This window comes from Helicobacter sp. T3_23-1059 (assembly GCF_053654515.1).
Genome location: NZ_JBSIUV010000019.1, coordinates 1 through 21,100, shown reverse-complemented (window position 1 = coordinate 21,100; position 21,100 = coordinate 1). Strand labels below are relative to the sequence as shown.

The window sequence follows — 21,100 nt, the reverse complement described above, 5'->3', positions numbered from 1 at the left end:
AGGATAGAAAATGGCGACTTTTAACAAATCAGAAGGGCTTATGGATTGGCTCGATAAAAGGCTTGGTGTAAATAAGTTTCTAAAGGTAATGATGACGGAATATTGGATTCCAAAAAATATCAATTTCCTTTGGGCTATGGGAGTGCTTTTGCTGACATTATTTACGCTACTTGTGGTAAGCGGGCTATTTTTGCTTATGTATTACAAGCCCGATACGGACTATGCGTTTAATAGCGTGAATTTCACCATTATGAAAGAAGTGGAGTTTGGCTGGCTGTGGCGACATATCCACGCTGTGGCTGCAAGTATGGTGTTTGTGATTATTTACATCCATATGTTTGTGGCGATTTATTATGGCTCTTATAAACAGGGGCGAGAAATGGTGTGGATAGGTGGTATGCTACTTTTTGTGGTATTTTCTGCGGAAGCATTTAGTGGCTATATGTTGCCTTGGGGGCAGATGAGCTATTGGGCTGCGACGGTTATCACAAATCTATTTGGTGGGATTCCCATTATTGGCGATGATTTAGTCGAGTGGATAAGAGGAAACTATGTGGTAGCTGATGCGACTTTGACAAGATTTTTTATGCTTCATGTTGTGTTGTTACCTGTGGTGATAATGCTACTTATCGCTTTTCACTTCTATTCACTACGATTTCCCCATGTAAATAACCAAGATGGCGAGGAAATCAACTTTGAAGAAGAAGCAAAAAAATACCAAGAGGGCAAAAAAGCAGAATCCAAAGTGATTCCTTTTTGGCCTGTGTTTATGTCAAAAGACATTTTTGTAGTTTGTGCCTTTATGGTGCTATTTTTCTACCTTGTGTGCTATCACTTTGATTTTGCGATGGACCCTGTGAATTTTGACCCAGCAGATTCTCTCAAAACCCCTACACACATTTACCCTGAATGGTATTTTTTGTGGAGTTATGAAGTGTTGCGTGGATTTTTCTTTAATGTAGGACCAATCAAAGCTAGCGACATAGGACTTGCAGCATTTGGCGTGGCACAAGTGGTGTTTTTGCTACTTCCGTGGCTTGATAGAAGTCCTGTGGTAAAGCCAGCTCACAAACGCAAAGCGTATTTTGTGTGGTTTTGGTTGCTAATTGTTGATTTAATCGTCCTAACTATATATGGCAAACTTCCACCAGAGGGAATCAACACATACATAGGCTGTGTAGCTTCGCTTGGATTTTTATTTCTTATATTTGTAGCATTGCCTTATATCACTATAAAAGAGCGTAAAGCTACGCAAGGAGGTGGGCTATGAGAGAAATAAAGATTTTAGCCATTATTGTGGTTGTCATAGGTGTGATTTATTGGGGTGTAGAGCCTTTAGCACATAGTATTATGCACCCAAAAGTAGCTGACGCGCAGTTTGATTTTGTCGCAAGTGGAAAAAGCGATGTGTTTGATTTAAAACAGCTTGTAAAAAAAGCAAATGCAAACCTAGCACAAGCCCAAAAAAGTGGCAATGAACTAAACATACAACGAGCGCAAAAAGAGCTAGACAAAGCCCAAGAAAATCTATCTAATTTAGATGGATTTTGGAGCAAGATGGATTTAAAAAACGGCAATGCGGAAGAGGGCAAGCAAATTTTTATAGAAAATTGTAACTCCTGCCACACCGTGAAATCTCAAGATGATTTAGCCGCTCGTAGCACTGAGCAAAGCGATGAGGAAGTCTCGCAGGCTTACGGTGTTATCCCGCCAGATTTATCCACTGTGGCAGCGGTGCTAGACCACAACTTTTTGGCGCATTTTATCAAAAATCCTATTTTGGCTTCTAAACTATGGCATAAAGAGGACTTAGTCTATCCTATGTCAGGCTATGATTGGCTAGGCGATGAAGCGATAGCAAATATCGTGGCGTATCTAGCCTCTATCGCGCCACAAGAAATTAGCGATAAAGAAGTCTTTGAACAAGCCTGCTTGCGTTGCCATAGTGTGAATTATGACAAACTGACTTCGCCTAGCGTCATTGGCGATCTAAATCGCTACTTGGGAGCTCGCTCATATATTTATTTTTATATGAGCACAAACTCTAGCACCGATGATTTGGAGAGGTATCTAGGAGCGCGTGCGCCTGACTTGTCTATGATGGTTCGTGCGCGTGGGGAGGACTATCTTTATAAGTTTATAAATGACCCGCAAAAGCTACTTCCAAACACTTCTATGCCTAGACTTGGACTCACAAAAGAAGCTGAGAAAAAAGTCATAAACTACCTAAATGAAGTAGGCGACACGAAAAAAGAGCAAAGAGAATCTTTTGGTTGGAAAATAATGCTATTCTTTGGCATTATGGCTGTGCTTGCGTATCTTTGGAAGCGCAAAATGTGGGCTAATTTGCATTAGTTTAGGTGATTTGATGGAGGGGATTTTTAAGAGAATCGCTAGATTCTCTTAATCTTTGAAAAATGTTTATATTATTTGCAAAATCTATTTTTTGCATAACTGCGAAATCTTAATCTGCGCAAAAACGACTTCATTGCAAAATCTACTCAAAATCTATGTTTTCTGCAAAAACTGCTTCGCGCAAACTCTACCCTCCTACAAAATCTACTTTTTTTGCAAAATCTACTTTACCGTAAAATATTCATTACAAATAAAACTCACAAATTTGGTTGAAGTTTTTGTTAGAAATCTTTACACTACCGATTAGCTCACTTTTGTCAATCTCTATGCCTCTTTTATTTGGCATATACGGATAAAACGAAAACTCCACATACTTGCCTTTGATTTGGCATTCTACTTGGCAAGGATTTTTAGAAGTTGAGGAAAATGAACTATCCATTTTGCCAACCGCGTAGCCCTTTTTTTTATCTTTTAGCATAGCCTTTTTTCGCAGAAATTTAAAAAACTGCATTTTTCTCCGTGTCATACTACCCCTTTATTTATCAGCAAAATAAGTAATTTTTACGCAAACACAAGATTCTTTGCACTTGCTAAACTTGGTATTGTATCATTTTTTAGTCAATTTTATTTGTCAGGTATTGTAGAGCAAACGATAAGAATTCATAGATTTTGTATGTTGTTTCCAAATCCCTCGCGTTAATGGGTTTAGGTGGAGCATTTTTGTCATTATGAGATTCTAGGCTGATTTCATTGATAGCCATTAGATTTAAAAATTTTCGCAGAACCTAATGCGTGAAAATCCAAACATATTTTATCATTGCCACGCAGTTTTTGACAAGTCAAAATCCGCACGCGACACAAGCCCACAGCTACGAAGTGGCGATTTAGCGCGTAAATGCTAGGAAGCGAACCTACGCAAACAAAATCCATATCAAAAAAAAAAAAAAAAAAACACTCTTTTAACAAATCTAATAAAAAAGATTGATGCGGATTTTATCAAATCCACTCGCAATGACAAAGTTGCGCTTGCAATGACGAAGCGCAGCGCAACAATCACAAAATTAGAGTCTTTAATTTATCATAAAATCAAATTCACGCAAAATCAAACCAAATAAAGCTACATAAAACCAAAGCAAATGAAAGCAAATAAAATGAAATAAAATCAAAATCAATTAAGCAAAATTAAGCTAAGCCAAATAAATCCAAATCACACAAAATAAAGCCACATCAAAATCCGCCATTATCTTGGAATCGTAGTTGCGCTTTTTCATCAGCTTGTTCATCTTGTGGATTTTGTCCGGGGATAGGATTTGGCTGTGGGGCGTCTTTTTTGTCATCGCTTTTTTTATAGGGTGGTCCTTTTGCGATGACTTTTGTAAGCTCTGCGGCGCGTTTTGCTTCCATTTTTGCCAAAATCTTAGAAGCTTCGCTAGGGGTTAGCGCGGTTAGGATTTCAGCAGCTTCGCCATCATCTAGTTCTGCTAAGATTGGAGCAGCTTTGGAGTCTTTCATACCTGAAAAAGTTTTTGCGACTTTGGAAGCTGAAGTGCTTTGTATTTGGGCTAAAATCTCTTCATTTTTAGCGATTAGCTCTTCGATTGCTTTTTTTTCTGCGGCGACTTTGTCAAATGCCTGTTTTTGCCTTGCTTGCGCTTCTTTGATTTTGGTTTGGAGGGCTTGCTCTTGTAGTTTTAGCTGAGATTGTTTTTGCTCGATTAGATTTTGTGTGGCATTGCGATAGACTTCTAGATTTTGCATTTTTTCATTTAGCTCACGCAAAGAGTCCTTTATCTCGCCTTTTCGCGCTTCAAATATGGCATTGCATTGCAAAATCTCATTTGCATTTTGCGTGCCTTGTTTGTTTTGCGTATTTGCAGGTGCGCCATACACCACACTAGCACAAAGCATACAAAACAGCGTATTTTTTATTGCATTCATACTTGCTCCTTTTGGTTATAAAGTTCGCTTTGATTGGGATTATTATAAAGTAGCAGGGCGATTTCATCTAGGTTTTTGGATTCGGCTTTTTTTAGCTCTTTTATGAGTTTTTCTCTCTCTTGTTCTTTGATATGTTTGTATTTTTCGTATTCTATGTAGATAGTTTTGCGCTCTTGCTCTAGGGTTTTTAGATTTGATTTGAGTGTGGATATAGAAGCGCGGATTCTATCGATTTCATCTATGATAGTTTTTTGCTTGGCGTTTGTTTGCAAAAAAAGTGCAAAATCGCCCTCTTTTTGATATGTGATTTGAGAGAGTGAAATTTGCAACTCATCGATTGTGCTATATTGCGTAGCGATTTGGTTATTTACTCTTATGATCTCTAGCTCTTTTGCATCTAGTCGTTTTTTGTGAGCTAGGACAAGTGCGTCAAATGGAGTTTTCATCTCTGCCCTTTGTGTTTTTATCTACAAAAATCATCACAAAATCTAGCAAAACTAAAATCCGCTAAAATCCAACAAATATTGTAGCACATTTTGGTAGCAGATTTTGATAGTGCGTTTTAGCGATAAATGCTATCTTTGCGCTCCGCTCCTGTGGATATGATAGAGATTTTCACGCCTACTAGCTTTTCAAGTGCGTCTATATAAGATTTTGCATTTGGCTCTAGCTCATCGATTTTGGTGGATTTAGCACTATGTTTCCAGCCTGCATAAACCTCATAGATAGGCTTTGCATTGTCTAAATCGCTTGGGACATAATCAATTTTTTTGCCTCTGTATTCATAAGCTACGCAAACTTTGACTTCTTCAAACCCATCTAGCACATCTAGTTTCATTAGGGCGATTTCATCACAGCCATTTAGCTTGCAAGCATATCTTGCTGCTACTGCGTCAAACCACCCACATCGCCTAGCCCTACCCGTAGTCGTGCCAAATTCTGCCCCCTTTTGTCTCAAAAGCTCGCCTATCTCGCCAAACTCCTCGCTAGGAAATGCGCCATTTCCCACACGGGTGCAATACGCTTTGGCAATGCCTATGACTTTGTTTATGGCTTTTGGTGGCAAGCCACTCCCACTGCACGCACCTGAAGCGATAGTCGTAGAGCTTGTTACAAATGGATAAGTCCCGTGATCAATATCTAGCATACTGCCCTGCGCACCCTCTAGCAAAATCTTTTGCCCGCTACTTTGTGCTTGCCAAAGTAAGTTTGTGCTATCAGCGATAAAAGGCAAAATCTTAGGTGTGCAAGATTTTAGCAATTTAATGATAGATTTTACTTGGGATTCATCTAAATCTTTTCGCTCAAAAAGCCTAGATTCTAGCGCGTCTAAATCATACAAATCGCATACGCGAATGCCGATTCTGCCGACTTTGTCGCAATAAGTGGGTCCTATGCCTTTGCCTGTTGTGCCTATGGCGGTTTTGGATTGTGCTTCGTTTAGTATATCGCGCTCTTGGTGAAATGGCAAAATCAAATGCGCTCTATCAGAGATAAATAATCTCCCCTCTAAGTCGCCAAATTGGGACATTTCTTTGATTAAGGATTCTAAGTCGATGACTACGCCATTGCCGATTAGATTTTTACAATGAGGGGTAATCACACCTGATGGAATCAAGTGCAGGGCATATTTTTTGTCATTTACGACTATGGTGTGCCCAGCGTTGTGTCCGCCTTGATAGCGCACTACGAAGTCATAATCTTTTGCTAGGGCATCGACTATTTTGCCTTTGCCCTCATCGCCCCATTGGATACCAACAACTAAATCTGCCATTACAATTTCCTTACTTTAAAATTCGCCTTTGGGTAATCAATTCGTGCAATCCTCTTGCCCTGCTTCATTGCGGCGTATGTCTAATACGCCTCATTCGCAGGACAAAAGCATTGCACGAAGCAATACCGCAAATGCTAGAATTTAGATTTTAGAAACGCTACGATTTTTACACAAAATCTAAATTCTAGCATTTGTGGTATTGCTTGTGTAGTTTTTTGTATTTTGACACAAGGTTAGCGCACTTATCGTGCGTGCCTTGTGGCAAAATACAAAATCTATGCAATGATTACCCAAAGGCGAATTTCACTTAATATTTCTTAAGATTTTTGCAATCACATTATCCTCATATATCCCCACCCCCCCACAAAGACAATCTTGGATTTTATACTTCCCGCCCAAAAACAACACGCTATTTTGCGCAAACCCCTTATACACAATATCATCATAATAAGCCACCATCGTCCGCTCTAGTGGGGAAATAAGCGTGCGAGGATAATCACAAGATTTTGCCTTTTCAAGCAATCTCTCACACTCTAGCTTTAAAAACATCGGCGCATTTGGGACATAGCCTGCCAAATCCTCTATGCTAGATAGCTTTACAATCTCTTGCATAAATGGGGCTTTTTGAGTGATTTCCTCTAAGCAAAGTGTGCCAAAAGATTCTATGCTTTGCCCCATTTCTGCAAGACATAGTTTTAAGATTTTAGTGTTACTTACTTGCAGGTGGGATTGTAGCGAGAAATTCTCTAAAATCTGCAAACATAGCTTTATCACTTCAGTGAAATTGCTTGGATTTAGGCATTCTGCGCCGATTTGATAAATCTCATTGGTAGGGTAGCTAAACACAGGCTGGATATAAAACCATTTTTGATGATTGATAGCGCGTCCTAGCCTTTTTGTAAGGATTCGTATCGTATCAATCGTAGAATCATATCGCAAAGAAATTTGATGATTATTTTGAGAGTTTAGACGGATAATGCGCCTATCGCCGATATTTTGCTGATGCTCTAAATATGAAAAATACGGCGTAACGATTTCTTCAAATCCATTTTGACTAAACACTTCGCACGCATAAGATTCTAGTTTGCGCTTTATGCGGGCGGATTTGCCAAAATAAAGTTTTGTCCCCTCGGGGATTTCGTGCTCAAAAATCAAGTTTGTCCTTTGCTGTTTTAAGTTATTAGTTTTGGTGTGCCTAGATTTTTTGTTGTTTTGAGTGTTTTTATCATATAAACGCGTAATATTTTGGGATTAGTTTGTGGGTTTTGCAAGCGCGTAAGCCAAGATAGAATATGAAATTCATCGTAGGCGCAACACGCGAAGCAATCCCACAAAATAACCCAAAAGATTAGCGTTATGTTATTAAACTAAATAAACAACGAATTTACACTTTCATTATGATAGATTCTCCTTACCACCTCTGCAAACAACGGCGCGACATTCAAACTTGTGATTTTATCACATTTTTTTGCTAAAGGTATGGAATTGCTAACCACGACTTCATCTAGCTCGCTTTGCATTATTTTTTCCATTGCGCCACCGCTTAAAATCGCGTGCGTGCCAAGCGCGATAACTGAAATCGCACCTTTTTCTTTAAGTGCTTTTGCGGCTTTGCACATCGTCCCTGCGGTGTCTATCATATCATCGACTAAGACAACATTTTTTCCCTCCACATCACCTATGATATTCATCACTTCACTTTCATTTGCCCTCTCCCTGCGCTTATCGACAATGACTAAATCACAGCCCAACCGCTTAGCAAAATATCTAGCTCTTGGCACGCCACCGACATCTGGGCTTGCGATGATTGGGTTTTGAAATCCTTTGCTTCGCACATAGTCATAAAATGCGATTGAGCCATATAGATTATCCACAGGAATATCAAAAAAACCTTGAATCTGCCCCGCGTGCAAATCCATAGTAATCACTCTATCTATACCCGCCTCTTCGATTAGATTAGCTACAAGTTTGGCAGTGATTGGCACTCTAGGAGCTGCTTTTCTATCCTGTCTAGCATAGCCAAAATATGGAATCACAGCCGTAATCGAACTAGCCGAGCTTCGCTTAAAAGCATCGCTCATTATGAGCAACTCCATAAGATTGTCATTTGTAGGGGGGCAAGTAGGCTGAATGATAAAGACATCTTTGCCACGCACGGATTCGTTTATTTGCACGCTTATTTCGCCATCGCTAAAGCGATTTATACTGATAGAAGAGAGCATCACATCTAAGTGTTTTGCAAATTCTTTGCTAAAGTCTGCGTGGGCATTGCCACTAAAAATCTTAAATCCGTGCATTGTTTGTAAGCCTTTCTTTGATGAGATTTTGAATGCGTAAAAAATCTAAAATAAGCAAAAAACACACTAAAAAACACAAAGGCATAATTATAGAAAAAATTTGCCTAAATGTCGTGGCTTTTTGGTAAATTTGTGAATTTTTAGCGACTTTTGGTTAAAATTACAAAATCTAAAAATACCCACAAAAAGCCTAAAAAGCTAGCTTAATAAACGCAAGATTTTAATGCTAAAAAAGAGTAAAAATGGATAATCATAACGCCACCTCCACACATTTATCACATTTGCAAAAATTGCCAACGCTAGAAAAAGGGGCGGTGTTTATTGCAGATTCTCATTACCGCGCAAGTGATATGGTTGATACGCAGGGGGATTTTTTGGGTAATTTGCGTGGTGATTGGCACGATTTTGCTACTAATCTAAACGCGACAACTTCAAATGCAAAAAACACAAATGCCACGCAACCAAACATAGATTCTCTTTTTTTAAAAACGCTAGATTCTCTCATCATTTCGCCACCTCCACAAGTGTTTTTTATGGGCGATATTGCGGATTTATTGATTGGACATATCCCTAGCTCTGCTAGGCAAAATCGCCACCTTATCCAAAAAATCAACGCTCTTAGCCAACAATGCGAGGTTTTTTATTTCGAGGGCAATCACGACTTTGGGATAGATTCTGCTTTGTTGCCAAATGTCAAAATCTATCCGCGAATCGCTCAACCCGCGCTTTTTGATTTTGGTGGCAAAATCTATGCCCTAGCACACGGCGATATTTTCATAGACAAAGGCTATGAAATCTACATAAAAACTATGAATCTAGCGATAGTTTTAAGTGGATTTAAAATCCTAGATATACTTAGTTTTAGCAAAATCTATGATTTTATCAGCCACAAAGTCCATCAAAAGCGCATTAAACGCTTAGTTTTTAGCCAAAATGGATTTTATGATTTTGCCAAAAAACGCGCACAAAAATATATAAACGATTTTGCAAAATCTAGCCAAAATATCCATACAAAACAAATAAGCGGAATCATAGAGGGGCATTTTCACATCGGGCAAAGAGCGCAAATCACGGATTTTAGTCAAGATTTGCAAAACACAAAAAATACAATAAAATCTATTGAATATATTTCTTTGCCATCTTTTTTTTGTAATCAAGTTTTTTTTACGCTTTTGTAGATTTTGGATTTTATAAAACTTACAAAAAACTTGCCAAAAATTGATAGAATGCCAAAATCAATCGCCACAAATCCACTAGCAAGATCCAAACAAAAAACATAACGGGAGAAACCTAATGGCAACTACATTAAGCGCGACACAAATGGAATCTTTTAATGAAATCGCACTCATAGATTTTAGAATCTTTGAGGAGCGAGATGGGCAACACTATGAGGGGATATATGGCATAAATGTCGCAAAAGTCCAATCTGTGATGGAGCGTCCCACAGAGATTTTTGATGCGCCGGGTAGCCCTGATTATGTGCTTGGGTTGTTTGATTTAAGGGGGGTGATTATCCCTGTGGTGGATTTATCAAAATGGCTTAATATAAAGCCCACAGCACAAATCCCATCAAATTGGTGTTTGTCGTGTCAAAATTCTGCTAGAAATTCTCCTGCGTTTGCCTCCCCACTGCAAAAATGTCAAAAAATCATCATCGCAGAATTTAACAATATCCAAATAGGTTTTATCGTAGATGCAGTCAAACTTATCCGCCGTATAAATTGGCGCAATGTCGAGCCAGCGCATTTTAGCATCTCTAGCACTTCAGAGCGCGGGAGGGTAACAGGAACTACAAGAATTGATGATGGCTACACAATGCTGATTTTGGATTTAGAGAGTATTATTGATGAGTTGGATTTTTATGAGAGAAAAGCTGATGACATTATAGAAATAATGGAAGATCAAGAGAAATTTAGCGGAATCGCACTTGTGCTAGATGATAGTAGTGTGGCTAGAAAGCGCGTGGTGCAAAATCTAAAAGCGATGGGATTTGACATTATAGAAGCTATCGATGGCGAGGAGGGCAAGGCAAAAATGGAATTGCTATTTAAGCAATATGGCACAAATTTGCAAGAGCATTTAAAAATCATTGTCTCTGATATAGAAATGCCAAAAGTAGATGGTTTTCAATTTGCAAATATGATGAAAGGCGATGTGCGGTTTGCTAAAATCCCTATCGTGTTTAACTCCTCGATATGCGACCAAAACACGATGGAAAAAGGCAATATTGTAGGGGCTGATGGCTACATAGTCAAATTTGAGCCAGAGCTTTTTTATGAAGAAATCAAAAAAATCTTATCATCAAAATAGCCAAACAAAATCTTATGCGCAAAAACTTTGGAGTGCAAAAATTAGCGTGCAAAAATGCGCAAAAACTTTTTTTGTGTAAGTCGCGCAAGGTTTTTTAGCATAATGTAATGCAACGATTTATTTTATTGCAAAATCTAATTTATATTTACGCTTCTTTGCCGAATTTAATACAAAGCCTTTTGGTAAAATTTTGACAAAAAAAAGCGCGAGCAATGTTGCTAGCCTTTTGTCGTAGTTTTTGTCGTAGTTTATGTAGGTTTTTAACTTTTTTTGGTAGAATACCCCAAAATTAAATCAGCCAGACCATAAAGTCAAAGCCAAATCCAAAAGTGAGGTATAGTATGGACGATATGCAAGAAATAATGGAAGACTTCTTGATAGAAGCCTTTGAAATGGTAGAACAGCTTGACCAAGACCTTGTAGAGCTAGAATCAAACCCAGAGGATTTGGAGCTACTAAATCGTATTTTTCGCGTGGCACACACGATTAAAGGCTCTAGCTCGTTTTTGAACTTTGACATTCTTACCAAGCTTACGCACAATATGGAAGATGTCCTAAACAAAGCAAGAAGAGGCGAGCTAAAAATCACACCAGATGTAATGGATGTGGTGCTTGTCTCAATCGATATGATGAAAGCCCTTTTGCAAGCCATACGAGATGCGGGCACAGACGCAAACGCAGGCATTGACATTACCGATATTGTCAAAAAACTCCAGGCTATCTCACAAGGCGGTGCAGCCCCTGCAGAATCTAGCGGCGATGCCTCACAAGCAGCACCCACACAAAGTGCGCCTGCCACTCCAGCACCAGAATCTACACAATCTCAAGCCACACAGCCAGCGCAAACTACAAGCGATTCTAGCAATCCGCTAGCTGATGAGCCAGATAAAGATTATTCAAATATGAGTAGCGAGGAAGTCGAAGCAGAAATCGCTAGGCTTTTACAAAAACGACAAGAAGCAGATAAACAACTTCGTGCACAAAAACGCGCTAGCGGAGAAGCACCCGCTATCCAAGCCCCAGCTAGCCCAGCCACACAATCTACCCCCGCTCAAGCCCCTGATACACCAAAGCCAGCTACCCAAGCCACGCCAGCCACACCCGCTACGCCAAAGCCAGCAGCAAAACCAGCCGCCGCGAAACAAGAAGCCAAAAATGTCGCAACAAATGTCGAGCAAACCGTGCGCGTAGATGTCCGCAGGCTTGACTTGCTTATGAACTTGCTAGGCGAGCTAGTGCTAGGCAAAAACCGACTAATCAAAATCTATGGCGATGTCGAGGAACGATATGATGGCGAGAAATTTTTAGAAGAGCTAAATCAAGTTGTTTCTTCGATTTCTAGCGTAACGACAGATTTGCAACTTGCCGTAATGAAAACGCGAATGCAACCCGTAGGCAAAGTGTTTAATAAATTCCCACGAATGGTTAGGGATTTATCACGCGATTTAAAGAAAAATATCGAGCTAGTCATCACAGGGGAGGAAACCGAGCTAGACAAATCAGTCGTAGAGGAGATAGGCGACCCGCTTATCCACATTATCCGCAATTCGTGCGACCACGGCGTAGAATCCCCAGAGGATAGAAAAGCCGCAGGCAAGCCAGAGCAAGGCAGGGTGGATTTAAAAGCCTATAACGAGGGCAATCATATCGTAATCGAAGTAGTCGATGACGGGAAAGGGCTAGATGTCGATATGCTAAAACAAAAAGCTATCGAAAAAGGCGTGATAAGCGAAAAAGAAGCCGATACAATGAGCGATAAAGAAGCGTTTAATATTATCTTTAAGCCCGGATTTTCTACCGCCAAAGTCGTATCCAATGTATCAGGCCGTGGCGTGGGAATGGATGTGGTAAAAACCAATGTCGAAAAACTAAATGGTATCATTGAAATTGATTCTGAAAAAGGCGTAGGCTCGGCTTTCAAACTAAAGATTCCGCTTACGCTTGCGATTTTACAAGCATTGCTAGTAGGAGCGCAGGAGGAATATTATGCGATACCTCTCTCATCTGTCAAAGAAACAGTGCGTATCACCCAAGATGAAATCTACACCGTAGATGGCAAAAGCGTGTTAAGACTACGCGATGAAGTTCTCTCGCTCGTGCGTTTGACAGATATTTTTGGGGTGGATTCTGTGCTAGAATCCCCAAATGAAGTCTATGTCGTTATAATAGCCCTAGCAGAGCAAAAAATCGGCGTGATTGTGGATTATCTAATCGGGCAAGAAGAAGTGGTTATCAAATCTTTGGGCTACTACCTAAAAAGCACTCAAGGCATAGCGGGTGCGACTGTGAGGGGAGATGGACGGATTACGCTTATTGTCGATGTGGCTGCGATGATGGATATGGCAAAAGAAGTCAAAGTAAATATCACCACAAAAGCAGAGGAAAGCCAGCAAGCAAGGGTAAAAACCTCGCCATCTGACTATATAGTCCTAGCTATTGATGATAGCAACACCGATAGAGCGATAATGAAAAAATGCCTAAAGACTTTAGGCGTTACCGTGCTAGAAGCTAGCAATGGTTTAGAAGGGCTAGAAATCGTAAAAAACAACGAAAAAGCCCTAGACGCCGTGCTTGTGGATATTGAAATGCCAAAAATGGACGGCTATACTTTCGCTAGCGAAGTCCGCAAATATAACAAATTTAAAAACCTGCCACTTATCGCCGTTACAAGCAGAACTAGCAAGACAGATAGAATGCGTGGGGTAGAATCAGGTATGACAGAATACATCACCAAGCCATACACGCCAGATTACCTAGTCAATGTCGTAAAACGAAATATCCACCTTGAAACAACAGGAGAGTAAAATGAGCGACAATGTAAAAGAAATCCTAGAAAAACAAATGGTTAGCATAGGCGATAGCAATAGCGCAGAGCCAGAGGAAGTCTTGCAAGTCATAGGCTTTGTCGTGGGGAGTGAAGAATTTGCCGTGCCGATTTTAAATGTCAAAGAAATCATAAAACCCACAGAATTTACCCGCGTGCCGGGCACTCCAAGCTATGTGCTAGGCGTGTTTAATATGCGCGGGAATGTTTATCCTTTGATTGATTTGCGACTAAAATTTGGCTTGCCCGCAATCAAACAAGACAAAGACACGCGCTACCTTATCGTGCAAAGAAATGATGATTTTGCGGGATTTGTCATTGATAAGCTAACAGCAGCTATCACTCTATCTAGCTCTGAAATCGACCCTGTGCCAGAGACTTTGGTAAATTCTCAAGGCGGTATGATAGATGGCGTAGGCAAGCGCGAAGATAGGCTTATCACTATCCTAAAAGTAGATGTGCTACTCAAAAAAGATTTTTAAGATTTTAGGAACTTTTTAAGATTTTAGATTTTGTATGGTTTTTGTGGAGGGGGTTTTGTATGGTAGAAATTTTTGCGTAATGCGGATTTTTACGAAATAGAAAATTTTTATGACAACAAAAAATTGTGAAACAAAAAAGTCAAAGCAAAACATTTATAGATAAAAATATGTAAAAAAATAGATTTTACGCCACCATTTTTTGTTTTATCAATACTTTAGCTTTCATTAAACTTCATTGAGATTTTTATCTAGGTTTTTATCAAACCTTTTTTTATCTTACTAAAAATATTTGCTTAATCTATCTAGCTCGCCTATGTCGTGTGTGTAGTCGTTATAATAAAACTCCTTGTCAAAAAATGTTGATTTTTGAGCGTTTGTGCTGTCAAAATCCCCCACATATAGCGCGTAGCATTTGTTTGTAGCCCCCTTTTGCCTTGCCAAATCACCAAATCCATAATCACTAAACACAAAATCACTTATCATCAGCAAATCCGCTTTTTTGTAGTTTTCTTCACGCATCTTTTTTAGCCCCGCTTTTAGCGCGGGCATAGCATCTGTCCCACCGCTAAAGCTCATTTCCAAAAAATCCATTAGCTCAAAAAGTCCGTTTGGTGGCGTTAAATCCAGCGTATGAATCCCTACGCTAAAATTTATCAAAAAGCATTCACGCTTGGTATCCATAGCTCTTTTTGCCATAAAAAGTGCTATGGCTTTGGCGATAGTCTCAGGCGTCCCGCTCATAGAGCTACTCGTATCGATACACAAAATAATAGGTCCTTTTTTGTCCTCGACTTCTTTTTGTCTTTCAAGCGTGGTGGTTTTTGATTCTACATTGTCTATGTATCCTTGTTTTTCAAAGCAAAATAAGCGATTTTCGGCAAATTTTAAATCAAACAAAATGCTAAAATCTTTGTCATCTAGCAGTGCAAGCTCTTGAGGCAATACATTTTCCAAATCCCTACCAAGCGTAACTCCGCTAATTTCCTCTTTAGCATAAGGCGTGGGGATTTTGGTATGGAAAATCTCTTCTTTAGTATATTTTTCAATCTCGTGCTTTTTTTGGGCTTTGTGGATTTTGCCTAGCATATCGCAGAGCTTTTTTACGCTATCTCGCTCCAAAACCCTGCTCCATTTTTGAAAATCTAGCATTTTTCTGCTAAGTTTTTCTATGTTATTTGAGCTACCCCACCCATTATTTTTACCTTTGTCATTGCCATCATTATTTTTATCTTTGGATTTTTTATTGCCATTTTTGCCAAATAGTTTTTTGATAAAATCCTCCATTTGATTTGATGGATTTTTTAAGTCGTCTAAATTTACGCATTGAGAGACATTTTTGCCAGAAGATAGCCCATTTTTTAGGCTTTGCATTACATAGTCTTTAAACAATTCAGAGCTTTCCCCCATTTGCGTAAAATTCCTATCAATTTTTTTCATCAACTCTATCCATTCTTTTGTCCTATCTTGCAAATCTTGTTTAGCTTTGTCGATCTCTGCTTGCTCCCATTGCGTTATTTTGTGATTAAGATTTTGTCTCCATTTATCAAGCGCGTTTTGTGTGATTGATGAGAGTAGCTCTTTATGTCTTGCTTCATCGTTTTGCTGTTCTTGCAATTTTTGCTTATAAAAATCCTCATAGCCACCAAAATCATCATATTTTGCAATCTTTTTTAATAGATTTTCAAAATCTTTTTGCGTGATTTGTGAGATATTTTCATACTCTTTTAGGGTTTGCTCTAGCTCTTTTTGCTCTTTTTGAAGTTTGCTTGGCTTGTGCTTTAGGATAGATTCTAGTTTGCTTTGTGTTTTGTCGATATTGTTTTGTAGCTCTTGTGCGATATTTAGCGAGTCTTTTTCCAAATCATAGTCACGGTGCGTAGCTATCTCACTCGCTCTAATGCCAAAATCTCGCTCCACCAAATCCACCTCGTTAGATTTTGACGCGGATTTTTGATTGCGTGGAGAAGTTTGAGGATTATTATCCACCAAATCATTTTTTTGCATAAGCCAATCTTAAGATTTTATATTAGCATTTTGTAGTTCGTGCTGAAGTTTTTCGACATCTAAAATCGTTTGTTTTAGATTCTCATATCTTTCTTGTAGCGATTGCATCACCATATCATCATCTTGCGCAAACGCATTATTATCTTTGAGTTTTTCTATCTCTGCGCGGCATTGCTCTTGCTGTTTTTGTAGCCCTTCAAGCAAAGAAGCGCAATCTTGCATATACGATTCTTGTTGCTCTTTAGAGAGTGTTTTTTTATTTTGTGTGGGCTTTTTTGTGTTTTTTTCTTGAGAAGTGGTGGTTTCTTGACTTGAAGTGTCTTTATTGTTTTGTTGTGGTGTGCCAAATATAAAATTATCAAACGATGTAGTTCCTTTAGTTCCGCGAAACATTCCACCCAACATTTTACCAAGCGCTTCTGTTTGCTTTTGTGTAAGTTTGAATTCTATGCCAGCCATTGTATTTCTCCTTGTTTAGATTTTATGATTTTGTCGTTTGTTTAGGCGGATTTGTCCCAAGCCCCGCAAGCAATGTCTCATATTTATCTTTATATGAGCTATCTTGCGAGTTTGTGATACATTCTTTGAGCATTTTTGCAATGTCTTCTTTGTGATTCTCATCACTCCATAGACAATATTTCAAAAGCCCCAAATCACTCAATTCCACAAACTCCCTATCATTTAGCAACGCAGAAAATTTGAGCAACTCCACAACCGCTAGCCACCGCCTATCGCTTACATAGATTGGCTCTATTTCTTGTGGTTTTTTGTCGTTATACATTGCGATACTAGCGCGAAGTAGCTCTATGACTTTCATTGCTTCGTTGTTGATTTTGATGGTTTTTGCTTGATTTTTTATATATTGCAACTCATCATTATCAAACAACAAATGAGATGGTATGTCTATCTTTTCGCTTAATGGCAATCCCTGCAACAGCAAAGCAAAATTTTGCTTTTTTTGCAAAGGAGGGACAACCACGCGCATTATAAATCTATCATACAATGCTTCCAAACTCTGCCCTTTTTGTGGCAGTTCATTACTCGCAGCTACAAGCCCACGAAGAGGGACATCGATATTTGCCTCACCATTTCTAAACTTCTTTTCATTGATGATAGTTAGTAGGGCGTTTAAAATCGCGGGCGAGCTTTTCCATATCTCATCTAAAAACGCAAAATCCGCACTTGGCAAAAATCCATCAATATTTCGCACTAGCCTATCTTGTCGTAGCTCGCTTAACTTTAGTGGTCCAAACACCTCTTCAGGTGTGCTAAAACGATTCATCAAATAATCAAAAAATTTATTGCTTTTAAAAGCACAAGATACGCGCCTAGAAATGAGACTTTTTGCCGTCCCGGGCGGTCCATAGAGAAATATTGACTTGCCAGCCACCATACACAATAAAACCAATCCTATGATTTCTTCTTTTTCCAAAAGCCCTTGAGATAAAATCTCTTTTAGATTTTGGATTTTTGCTTTGTAAGATATTTGAGACATTTGCACCTCTTATGTATTTTTATTGCTAAGACATTAAACAAAAATTAGTTGCTACAAAAATCTTATTCACGAAAAGCAACATTATGCGCACCGACCACAGCTAAAATTGGGCATATTTCTAACCCTTTTTTCAGTGTTGCTGTGATTTTTTCTAGCAATTCATTTTCTATCTCATTTGTAGAGCTATCTAGCCATTCTTTGATAGCTCTAAAATCCTTGCCAGCAAGAAAAAATTTTATAATCGTAATAGCACTATTTTGTTTATCACTAGCCTCATTTTTTCCAAATATCTCTCGCAAAGCACTTGCATCTAATTCCCCTGCTTTTTCTATAAGAATATTTCTAGCTTTTGATTCAATTTCTATATTTTCAGCTTCTTTGTCAGTTATCAAACCACCTATTGGTCTTAAAGATGTTGATGACAACGAATCACTTATCTTATCAGACGAGTAGCTAACTACAATATCTTGAAGATGCTCATTTTTTAGCACATTCTCAAGTTTGCTAAACTCCGCGCCCGTTAGCTCATCTTGCAAAGTTTGTTTTATCCATACATTTAGCCCATCATCTTGATTGATACTAAAGCTTAATTCTGCCATTTTTTACTCCTTTTTGGCTTTTGTTATTTTTGATTTGGCAAATATACGACACCAAAATCAAAAACAAAAATATACAAAAAAAAAAAAACAACAAGTCAAGTAAAATGTAAAAAAATATCAATCAAATAATCATCTCAAAAAACAACAAAGATTTGTCGGACTTAAAGTTCAAGCGAAGTATCTAAAAATCTAAAAACACAAAAGAGATATTTCGCGCTCACGCGCTCAATATAACAACAATGCAAAATCTAAAACCAACAATGCTAAGTAGTCATTGCAAATATGCTTTGTATAAAATCTAAGCAGGATACACATACGATAAATTATCATCTTTGTGGCTAAGCCTGAAGTATTTAAAAATGGGGGCGCAAGTTTATATAAAATATTGACACAAAAATGATAAAAAACAATCCGCTTGCATTAAGCCTAGATAGATTCTAAAATGGAGTGATTTTGCTACAAGTGATATAAATGACATTAGTCAAAATCTTTATTTATCGCCTTTATTTATCGCTTTTTGTGTGGCGATATTATTGTGGATTAGTTATTGTTTAGTTAGCTTGGATTTGGCTATAATGCGAGCAAGTAGAATAATATTTGACAAACATTTTACAAAGCAAAAAGCATTGATATTGATAAATCTGCTAAAATCTCGCTAAATCCAAGCAAGGACACAAATGCAACACCCTAGCCCACAAAAAAATCAAAATAACCAAACCTCACAAAACAAAGAATCTGCCAATAACGCAAAAAACGACATAAAAAACATAATCTCCCTGCCTTTTAGCAAGACAATAGCTCCCAAACTAAACTACATAACTTCCGTGCGCAACAACAAGCGCGTATTAAGAGAATCAAATCAGCAAAAATCCCAAAATCTACCCCAAAACAAAATCCAAAACAACCAAAATTCACAAAACGCTCAAAATCTAACAAAAGAAGCCAAAAGCGAACAAAAAGTGCTAAAAATTTCTATGTTTAGCTCGGCTTTTTTAGCGATTTTTGGGATTGGATTTGGAGTGGCTGTTAGCTCTTTATCCATCGCATTTGATGGCTTTATCTCGCTTATTAGCGTGGGACTTGGTGCGCTAAGCGTGATAACTTCGCGCTATATTTACAAAGAAGATGATGATGTGTTTCAATACGGCTATGTGCGCTTTGAGCCTATGGTAAATCTTTTTAAATCATTGGTGCTAGTTTTTGTATGCGTATATGCGTTTATAAACGCGCTTAGCAGCCTACTAAGTGGTGGGTATGAAGTGTATCTAGGCGGTGCTGCGACATATAGTATATGCGCGTTTATGTTTTGTTTGGTGCTATTTATCTATACACTTCGTGCGTCCAAAGCCCTAGAATCTGACCTAATCAAAGTGGATAATATCGAGTGGAAAATCGACTGCGTGCTTTATCTAGGCGGGATTGTGGCATTTGGCGTGATTTATGTGGTATTGAGCGGAGGGGGTAGCGAGGCAAACGCGCTAGATTCTGGCACATTATCAAAAAGCACAAACACCCTAGCAAGATATATCGACCCTGCGCTTTTATGCGTGCTTTCGTTGCTACTTTGCATAAGCCCTGCCAAAATCGCCATAGCAAATTTTAAAGATTTGATAATGGTAGCTCCAAAAGAGCTAGATGAAAAAATCACGCACATAATGGAAGAAATAAGCCAAAAATACGGCTTTAGGGACTATGACACGCACACGGCAAAATCTGGGAGATTTTTTATGGTGGAAATAAATATTTTGGTGCGCGGGGATTATGCGGGGAGGGTGGCGGATTTGGATACTATCCGTGAGGAAATCCAAAACGCTATTGCCATACCAAGCTATAAAATATGGCTTTCAGTAAGCTGGACAACCAATCCGCAATGGCTATAAAAATTTTTGCTTTTAAAAGATTTAGATTGATTTGATAATGTGGGTTTTTTAGATTTTGATTTGTTTGATTTGCCTGTTTTGCAAAATCTTACCAAACACTTTCGCCAAACACTTTCTAGATTTATTGTTGCTAGGCTTATTATTGCTTTGCAACAAATGCGCTAATATTGCCTCATATTGCCATTTCGCAGACAAAATAGACTTATTAAGACAAAACAATAAAGCAAACATTAAACAAAAATACTTTATAATTTGGACTTATTTTTTAATCAAACTTCACTTTTTTACAAAAAAAATTCTAGCATTTGCAGTGTGGCTGTGTAAGTTTTTTATATTTTTTAGAATGTTAGCGCACTCTATGTGCGTGCATTCCAAAAAATATAAAATCTTATCTCATTGCATACCCAAAGGCGAATTGTAAGGTTCTGTAGCTCAGCTGGTAGAGCACTACCTTGACATGGTAGGGGTCGTTGGTTCAAGTCCAATCAGAGCCACCATTACTTCTTTTATACTTGTAGATTATGCATCGAACATGGACGACAAATTACTTGCACTATTTAGCATTCCTTACCTTGCAGTTTATCAATATTCTTTTTACAAGATTTATCATAAAAAATTGAATTTATTTATTTTTTTTGGCTACAATTCATAAATTTTTATAAAGGCTTCTTAATAAACCTAACAAATGCCAAATTATAATAAGCAAAACATGCTATCCAAAACAATAGAATCTACAATAATGCAAAAAGCTTATTTTGCTTATAAATTAGTGATTTTAGATGATGGTTCTACTGATGATTCTTATGCTATTGTCAAACGATATAAACGCAATTTCCCGTTAAAATCGAAATAGTGCACAATGAAACAAATCTTAAATTATTAAGGCTCACGACAACTTAATCTCAAACAAAGGAGTCTTAAGTTATGATGCACACGATGAAAAACAAGTATATCACCACATAATAAAAACCTTTGCAAGAATTTAAAAGGCTAAGAGAATCAAAAACAAGAGAGATTTTTAAAAAAGATTCTTAAATATGTTTTCTACTTCGCTTACACTCGTAGCTTTTGCAAGAAGTCTTGATATTGAGGCTGCTAAAATTGCAAAATTAAGCAAAATTTCTCGTCAAAGTGTCAATAAA

17 protein-coding genes, 1 tRNA gene and 1 pseudogene are annotated in these 21,100 nt (G+C 38.2%); 9 read left to right on the top strand and 10 right to left on the bottom strand.

All coding sequences use genetic code 11. The annotated features are described in order from the left end of the window. The first annotated feature begins 10 nt into the window (after positions 1–10). Positions 11–1,270, top strand: coding sequence for a cytochrome b (locus ACWIX0_RS06880; protein WP_454173078.1), 1,260 nt, complete (start codon positions 11–13; stop codon positions 1,268–1,270). Continuing rightward, positions 1,267–1,875 (top strand): annotated as a pseudogene (locus ACWIX0_RS06875) (c-type cytochrome); the annotation flags it as partial. The gene ACWIX0_RS06880 and the pseudogene ACWIX0_RS06875, both read left to right, overlap by 4 nt. A 724-nt stretch (positions 1,876–2,599) precedes the next feature. Here the strand turns inward: ACWIX0_RS06875 and ACWIX0_RS06870 are convergent. The 6 genes from ACWIX0_RS06870 to ACWIX0_RS06845 form a co-directional block, all read right to left on the bottom strand. Beyond that, positions 2,600–2,881: a hypothetical protein gene (locus tag ACWIX0_RS06870; protein WP_454173076.1), complete on the bottom strand. Its 282-nt coding sequence runs from the start codon at positions 2,879–2,881 to the stop codon at positions 2,600–2,602. A gap of 701 nt (positions 2,882–3,582) precedes the next feature. Continuing rightward, positions 3,583–4,293 (bottom strand): MotE family protein, encoded by a 711-nt coding sequence (locus ACWIX0_RS06865; RefSeq protein ID WP_454173074.1) that lies wholly within the window; start codon positions 4,291–4,293, stop codon positions 3,583–3,585. Then, complete coding sequence (locus ACWIX0_RS06860) at positions 4,290–4,739, bottom strand: flagellar export protein FliJ (protein ID WP_454173072.1); 450 nt, start codon at positions 4,737–4,739, stop codon at positions 4,290–4,292. The genes ACWIX0_RS06865 and ACWIX0_RS06860 overlap by 4 nt, the downstream gene beginning before the upstream one ends. A 116-nt stretch (positions 4,740–4,855) precedes the next feature. Next, complete coding sequence (locus ACWIX0_RS06855; protein ID WP_454173130.1) at positions 4,856–6,073, bottom strand: adenylosuccinate synthase; 1,218 nt, start codon at positions 6,071–6,073, stop codon at positions 4,856–4,858. Between the two features lie 297 nt (positions 6,074–6,370). Further along, positions 6,371–7,222, bottom strand: coding sequence for an ATP phosphoribosyltransferase regulatory subunit (locus ACWIX0_RS06850; RefSeq protein ID WP_454173070.1), 852 nt, complete (start codon positions 7,220–7,222; stop codon positions 6,371–6,373). Positions 7,223–7,434: 212 nt separating this feature from the next. Then, positions 7,435–8,364, bottom strand: coding sequence for a ribose-phosphate pyrophosphokinase (locus tag ACWIX0_RS06845; RefSeq protein WP_454173068.1), 930 nt, complete (start codon positions 8,362–8,364; stop codon positions 7,435–7,437). A 242-nt stretch (positions 8,365–8,606) separates the two neighbouring features. Here ACWIX0_RS06845 and ACWIX0_RS06840 point away from each other — a divergent pair, with 242 nt between their 5' ends. The 4 genes from ACWIX0_RS06840 to ACWIX0_RS06825 all read left to right on the top strand — a co-directional run bounded on the left by ACWIX0_RS06840 (position 8,607) and on the right by ACWIX0_RS06825 (position 13,980). Continuing rightward, positions 8,607–9,542: a hypothetical protein gene (locus ACWIX0_RS06840; RefSeq protein ID WP_454173066.1), complete on the top strand. Its 936-nt coding sequence runs from the start codon at positions 8,607–8,609 to the stop codon at positions 9,540–9,542. Positions 9,543–9,657: 115 nt separating this feature from the next. Then, complete coding sequence (locus ACWIX0_RS06835) at positions 9,658–10,674, top strand: chemotaxis protein CheW (protein WP_454173064.1); 1,017 nt, start codon at positions 9,658–9,660, stop codon at positions 10,672–10,674. Between the two features lie 341 nt (positions 10,675–11,015). Beyond that, complete coding sequence (locus ACWIX0_RS06830) at positions 11,016–13,478, top strand: chemotaxis protein CheW (RefSeq protein WP_454173062.1); 2,463 nt, start codon at positions 11,016–11,018, stop codon at positions 13,476–13,478. A 1-nt stretch (position 13,479) separates the two neighbouring features. Further along, complete coding sequence (locus tag ACWIX0_RS06825) at positions 13,480–13,980, top strand: chemotaxis protein CheW (protein ID WP_454173061.1); 501 nt, start codon at positions 13,480–13,482, stop codon at positions 13,978–13,980. 279 nt (positions 13,981–14,259) lie between these two features. On the opposite strand, the gene ACWIX0_RS06820 is transcribed toward ACWIX0_RS06825, so the two are convergent. The 4 genes from ACWIX0_RS06820 to ACWIX0_RS06805 form a co-directional block, all read right to left on the bottom strand. After that, positions 14,260–15,984: a hypothetical protein gene (locus tag ACWIX0_RS06820; protein ID WP_454173060.1), complete on the bottom strand. Its 1,725-nt coding sequence runs from the start codon at positions 15,982–15,984 to the stop codon at positions 14,260–14,262. A 9-nt stretch (positions 15,985–15,993) separates the two neighbouring features. After that, positions 15,994–16,443, bottom strand: coding sequence for a hypothetical protein (locus ACWIX0_RS06815; protein ID WP_454173059.1), 450 nt, complete (start codon positions 16,441–16,443; stop codon positions 15,994–15,996). A gap of 22 nt (positions 16,444–16,465) precedes the next feature. Continuing rightward, positions 16,466–17,479 carry an AAA family ATPase gene (locus ACWIX0_RS06810; RefSeq protein WP_454173057.1) on the bottom strand — a complete coding sequence of 338 codons (1,014 nt, stop codon included), beginning with the start codon at positions 17,477–17,479 and terminating at the stop codon, positions 16,466–16,468. A 62-nt stretch (positions 17,480–17,541) separates the two neighbouring features. Then, positions 17,542–18,078 (bottom strand): hypothetical protein, encoded by a 537-nt coding sequence (locus ACWIX0_RS06805; protein ID WP_454173055.1) that lies wholly within the window; start codon positions 18,076–18,078, stop codon positions 17,542–17,544. Between the two features lie 677 nt (positions 18,079–18,755). On the opposite strand from ACWIX0_RS06805, the gene ACWIX0_RS06800 reads away from it, so the two are divergent. From ACWIX0_RS06800 to ACWIX0_RS06790, 3 genes are all read left to right on the top strand, one after another. Next, a complete protein-coding gene (locus ACWIX0_RS06800) occupies positions 18,756–19,958 on the top strand; it encodes a cation diffusion facilitator family transporter (protein WP_454173053.1) in 1,203 nt (400 codons plus the stop codon). A 421-nt stretch (positions 19,959–20,379) separates the two neighbouring features. Then, positions 20,380–20,455: transfer RNA gene (locus ACWIX0_RS06795), tRNA-Val, on the top strand. Positions 20,456–20,643: 188 nt separating this feature from the next. Continuing rightward, a complete protein-coding gene (locus ACWIX0_RS06790) occupies positions 20,644–20,811 on the top strand; it encodes a glycosyltransferase family A protein (protein ID WP_454173051.1) in 168 nt (55 codons plus the stop codon). Positions 20,812–21,100: the final 289 nt, after the last annotated feature.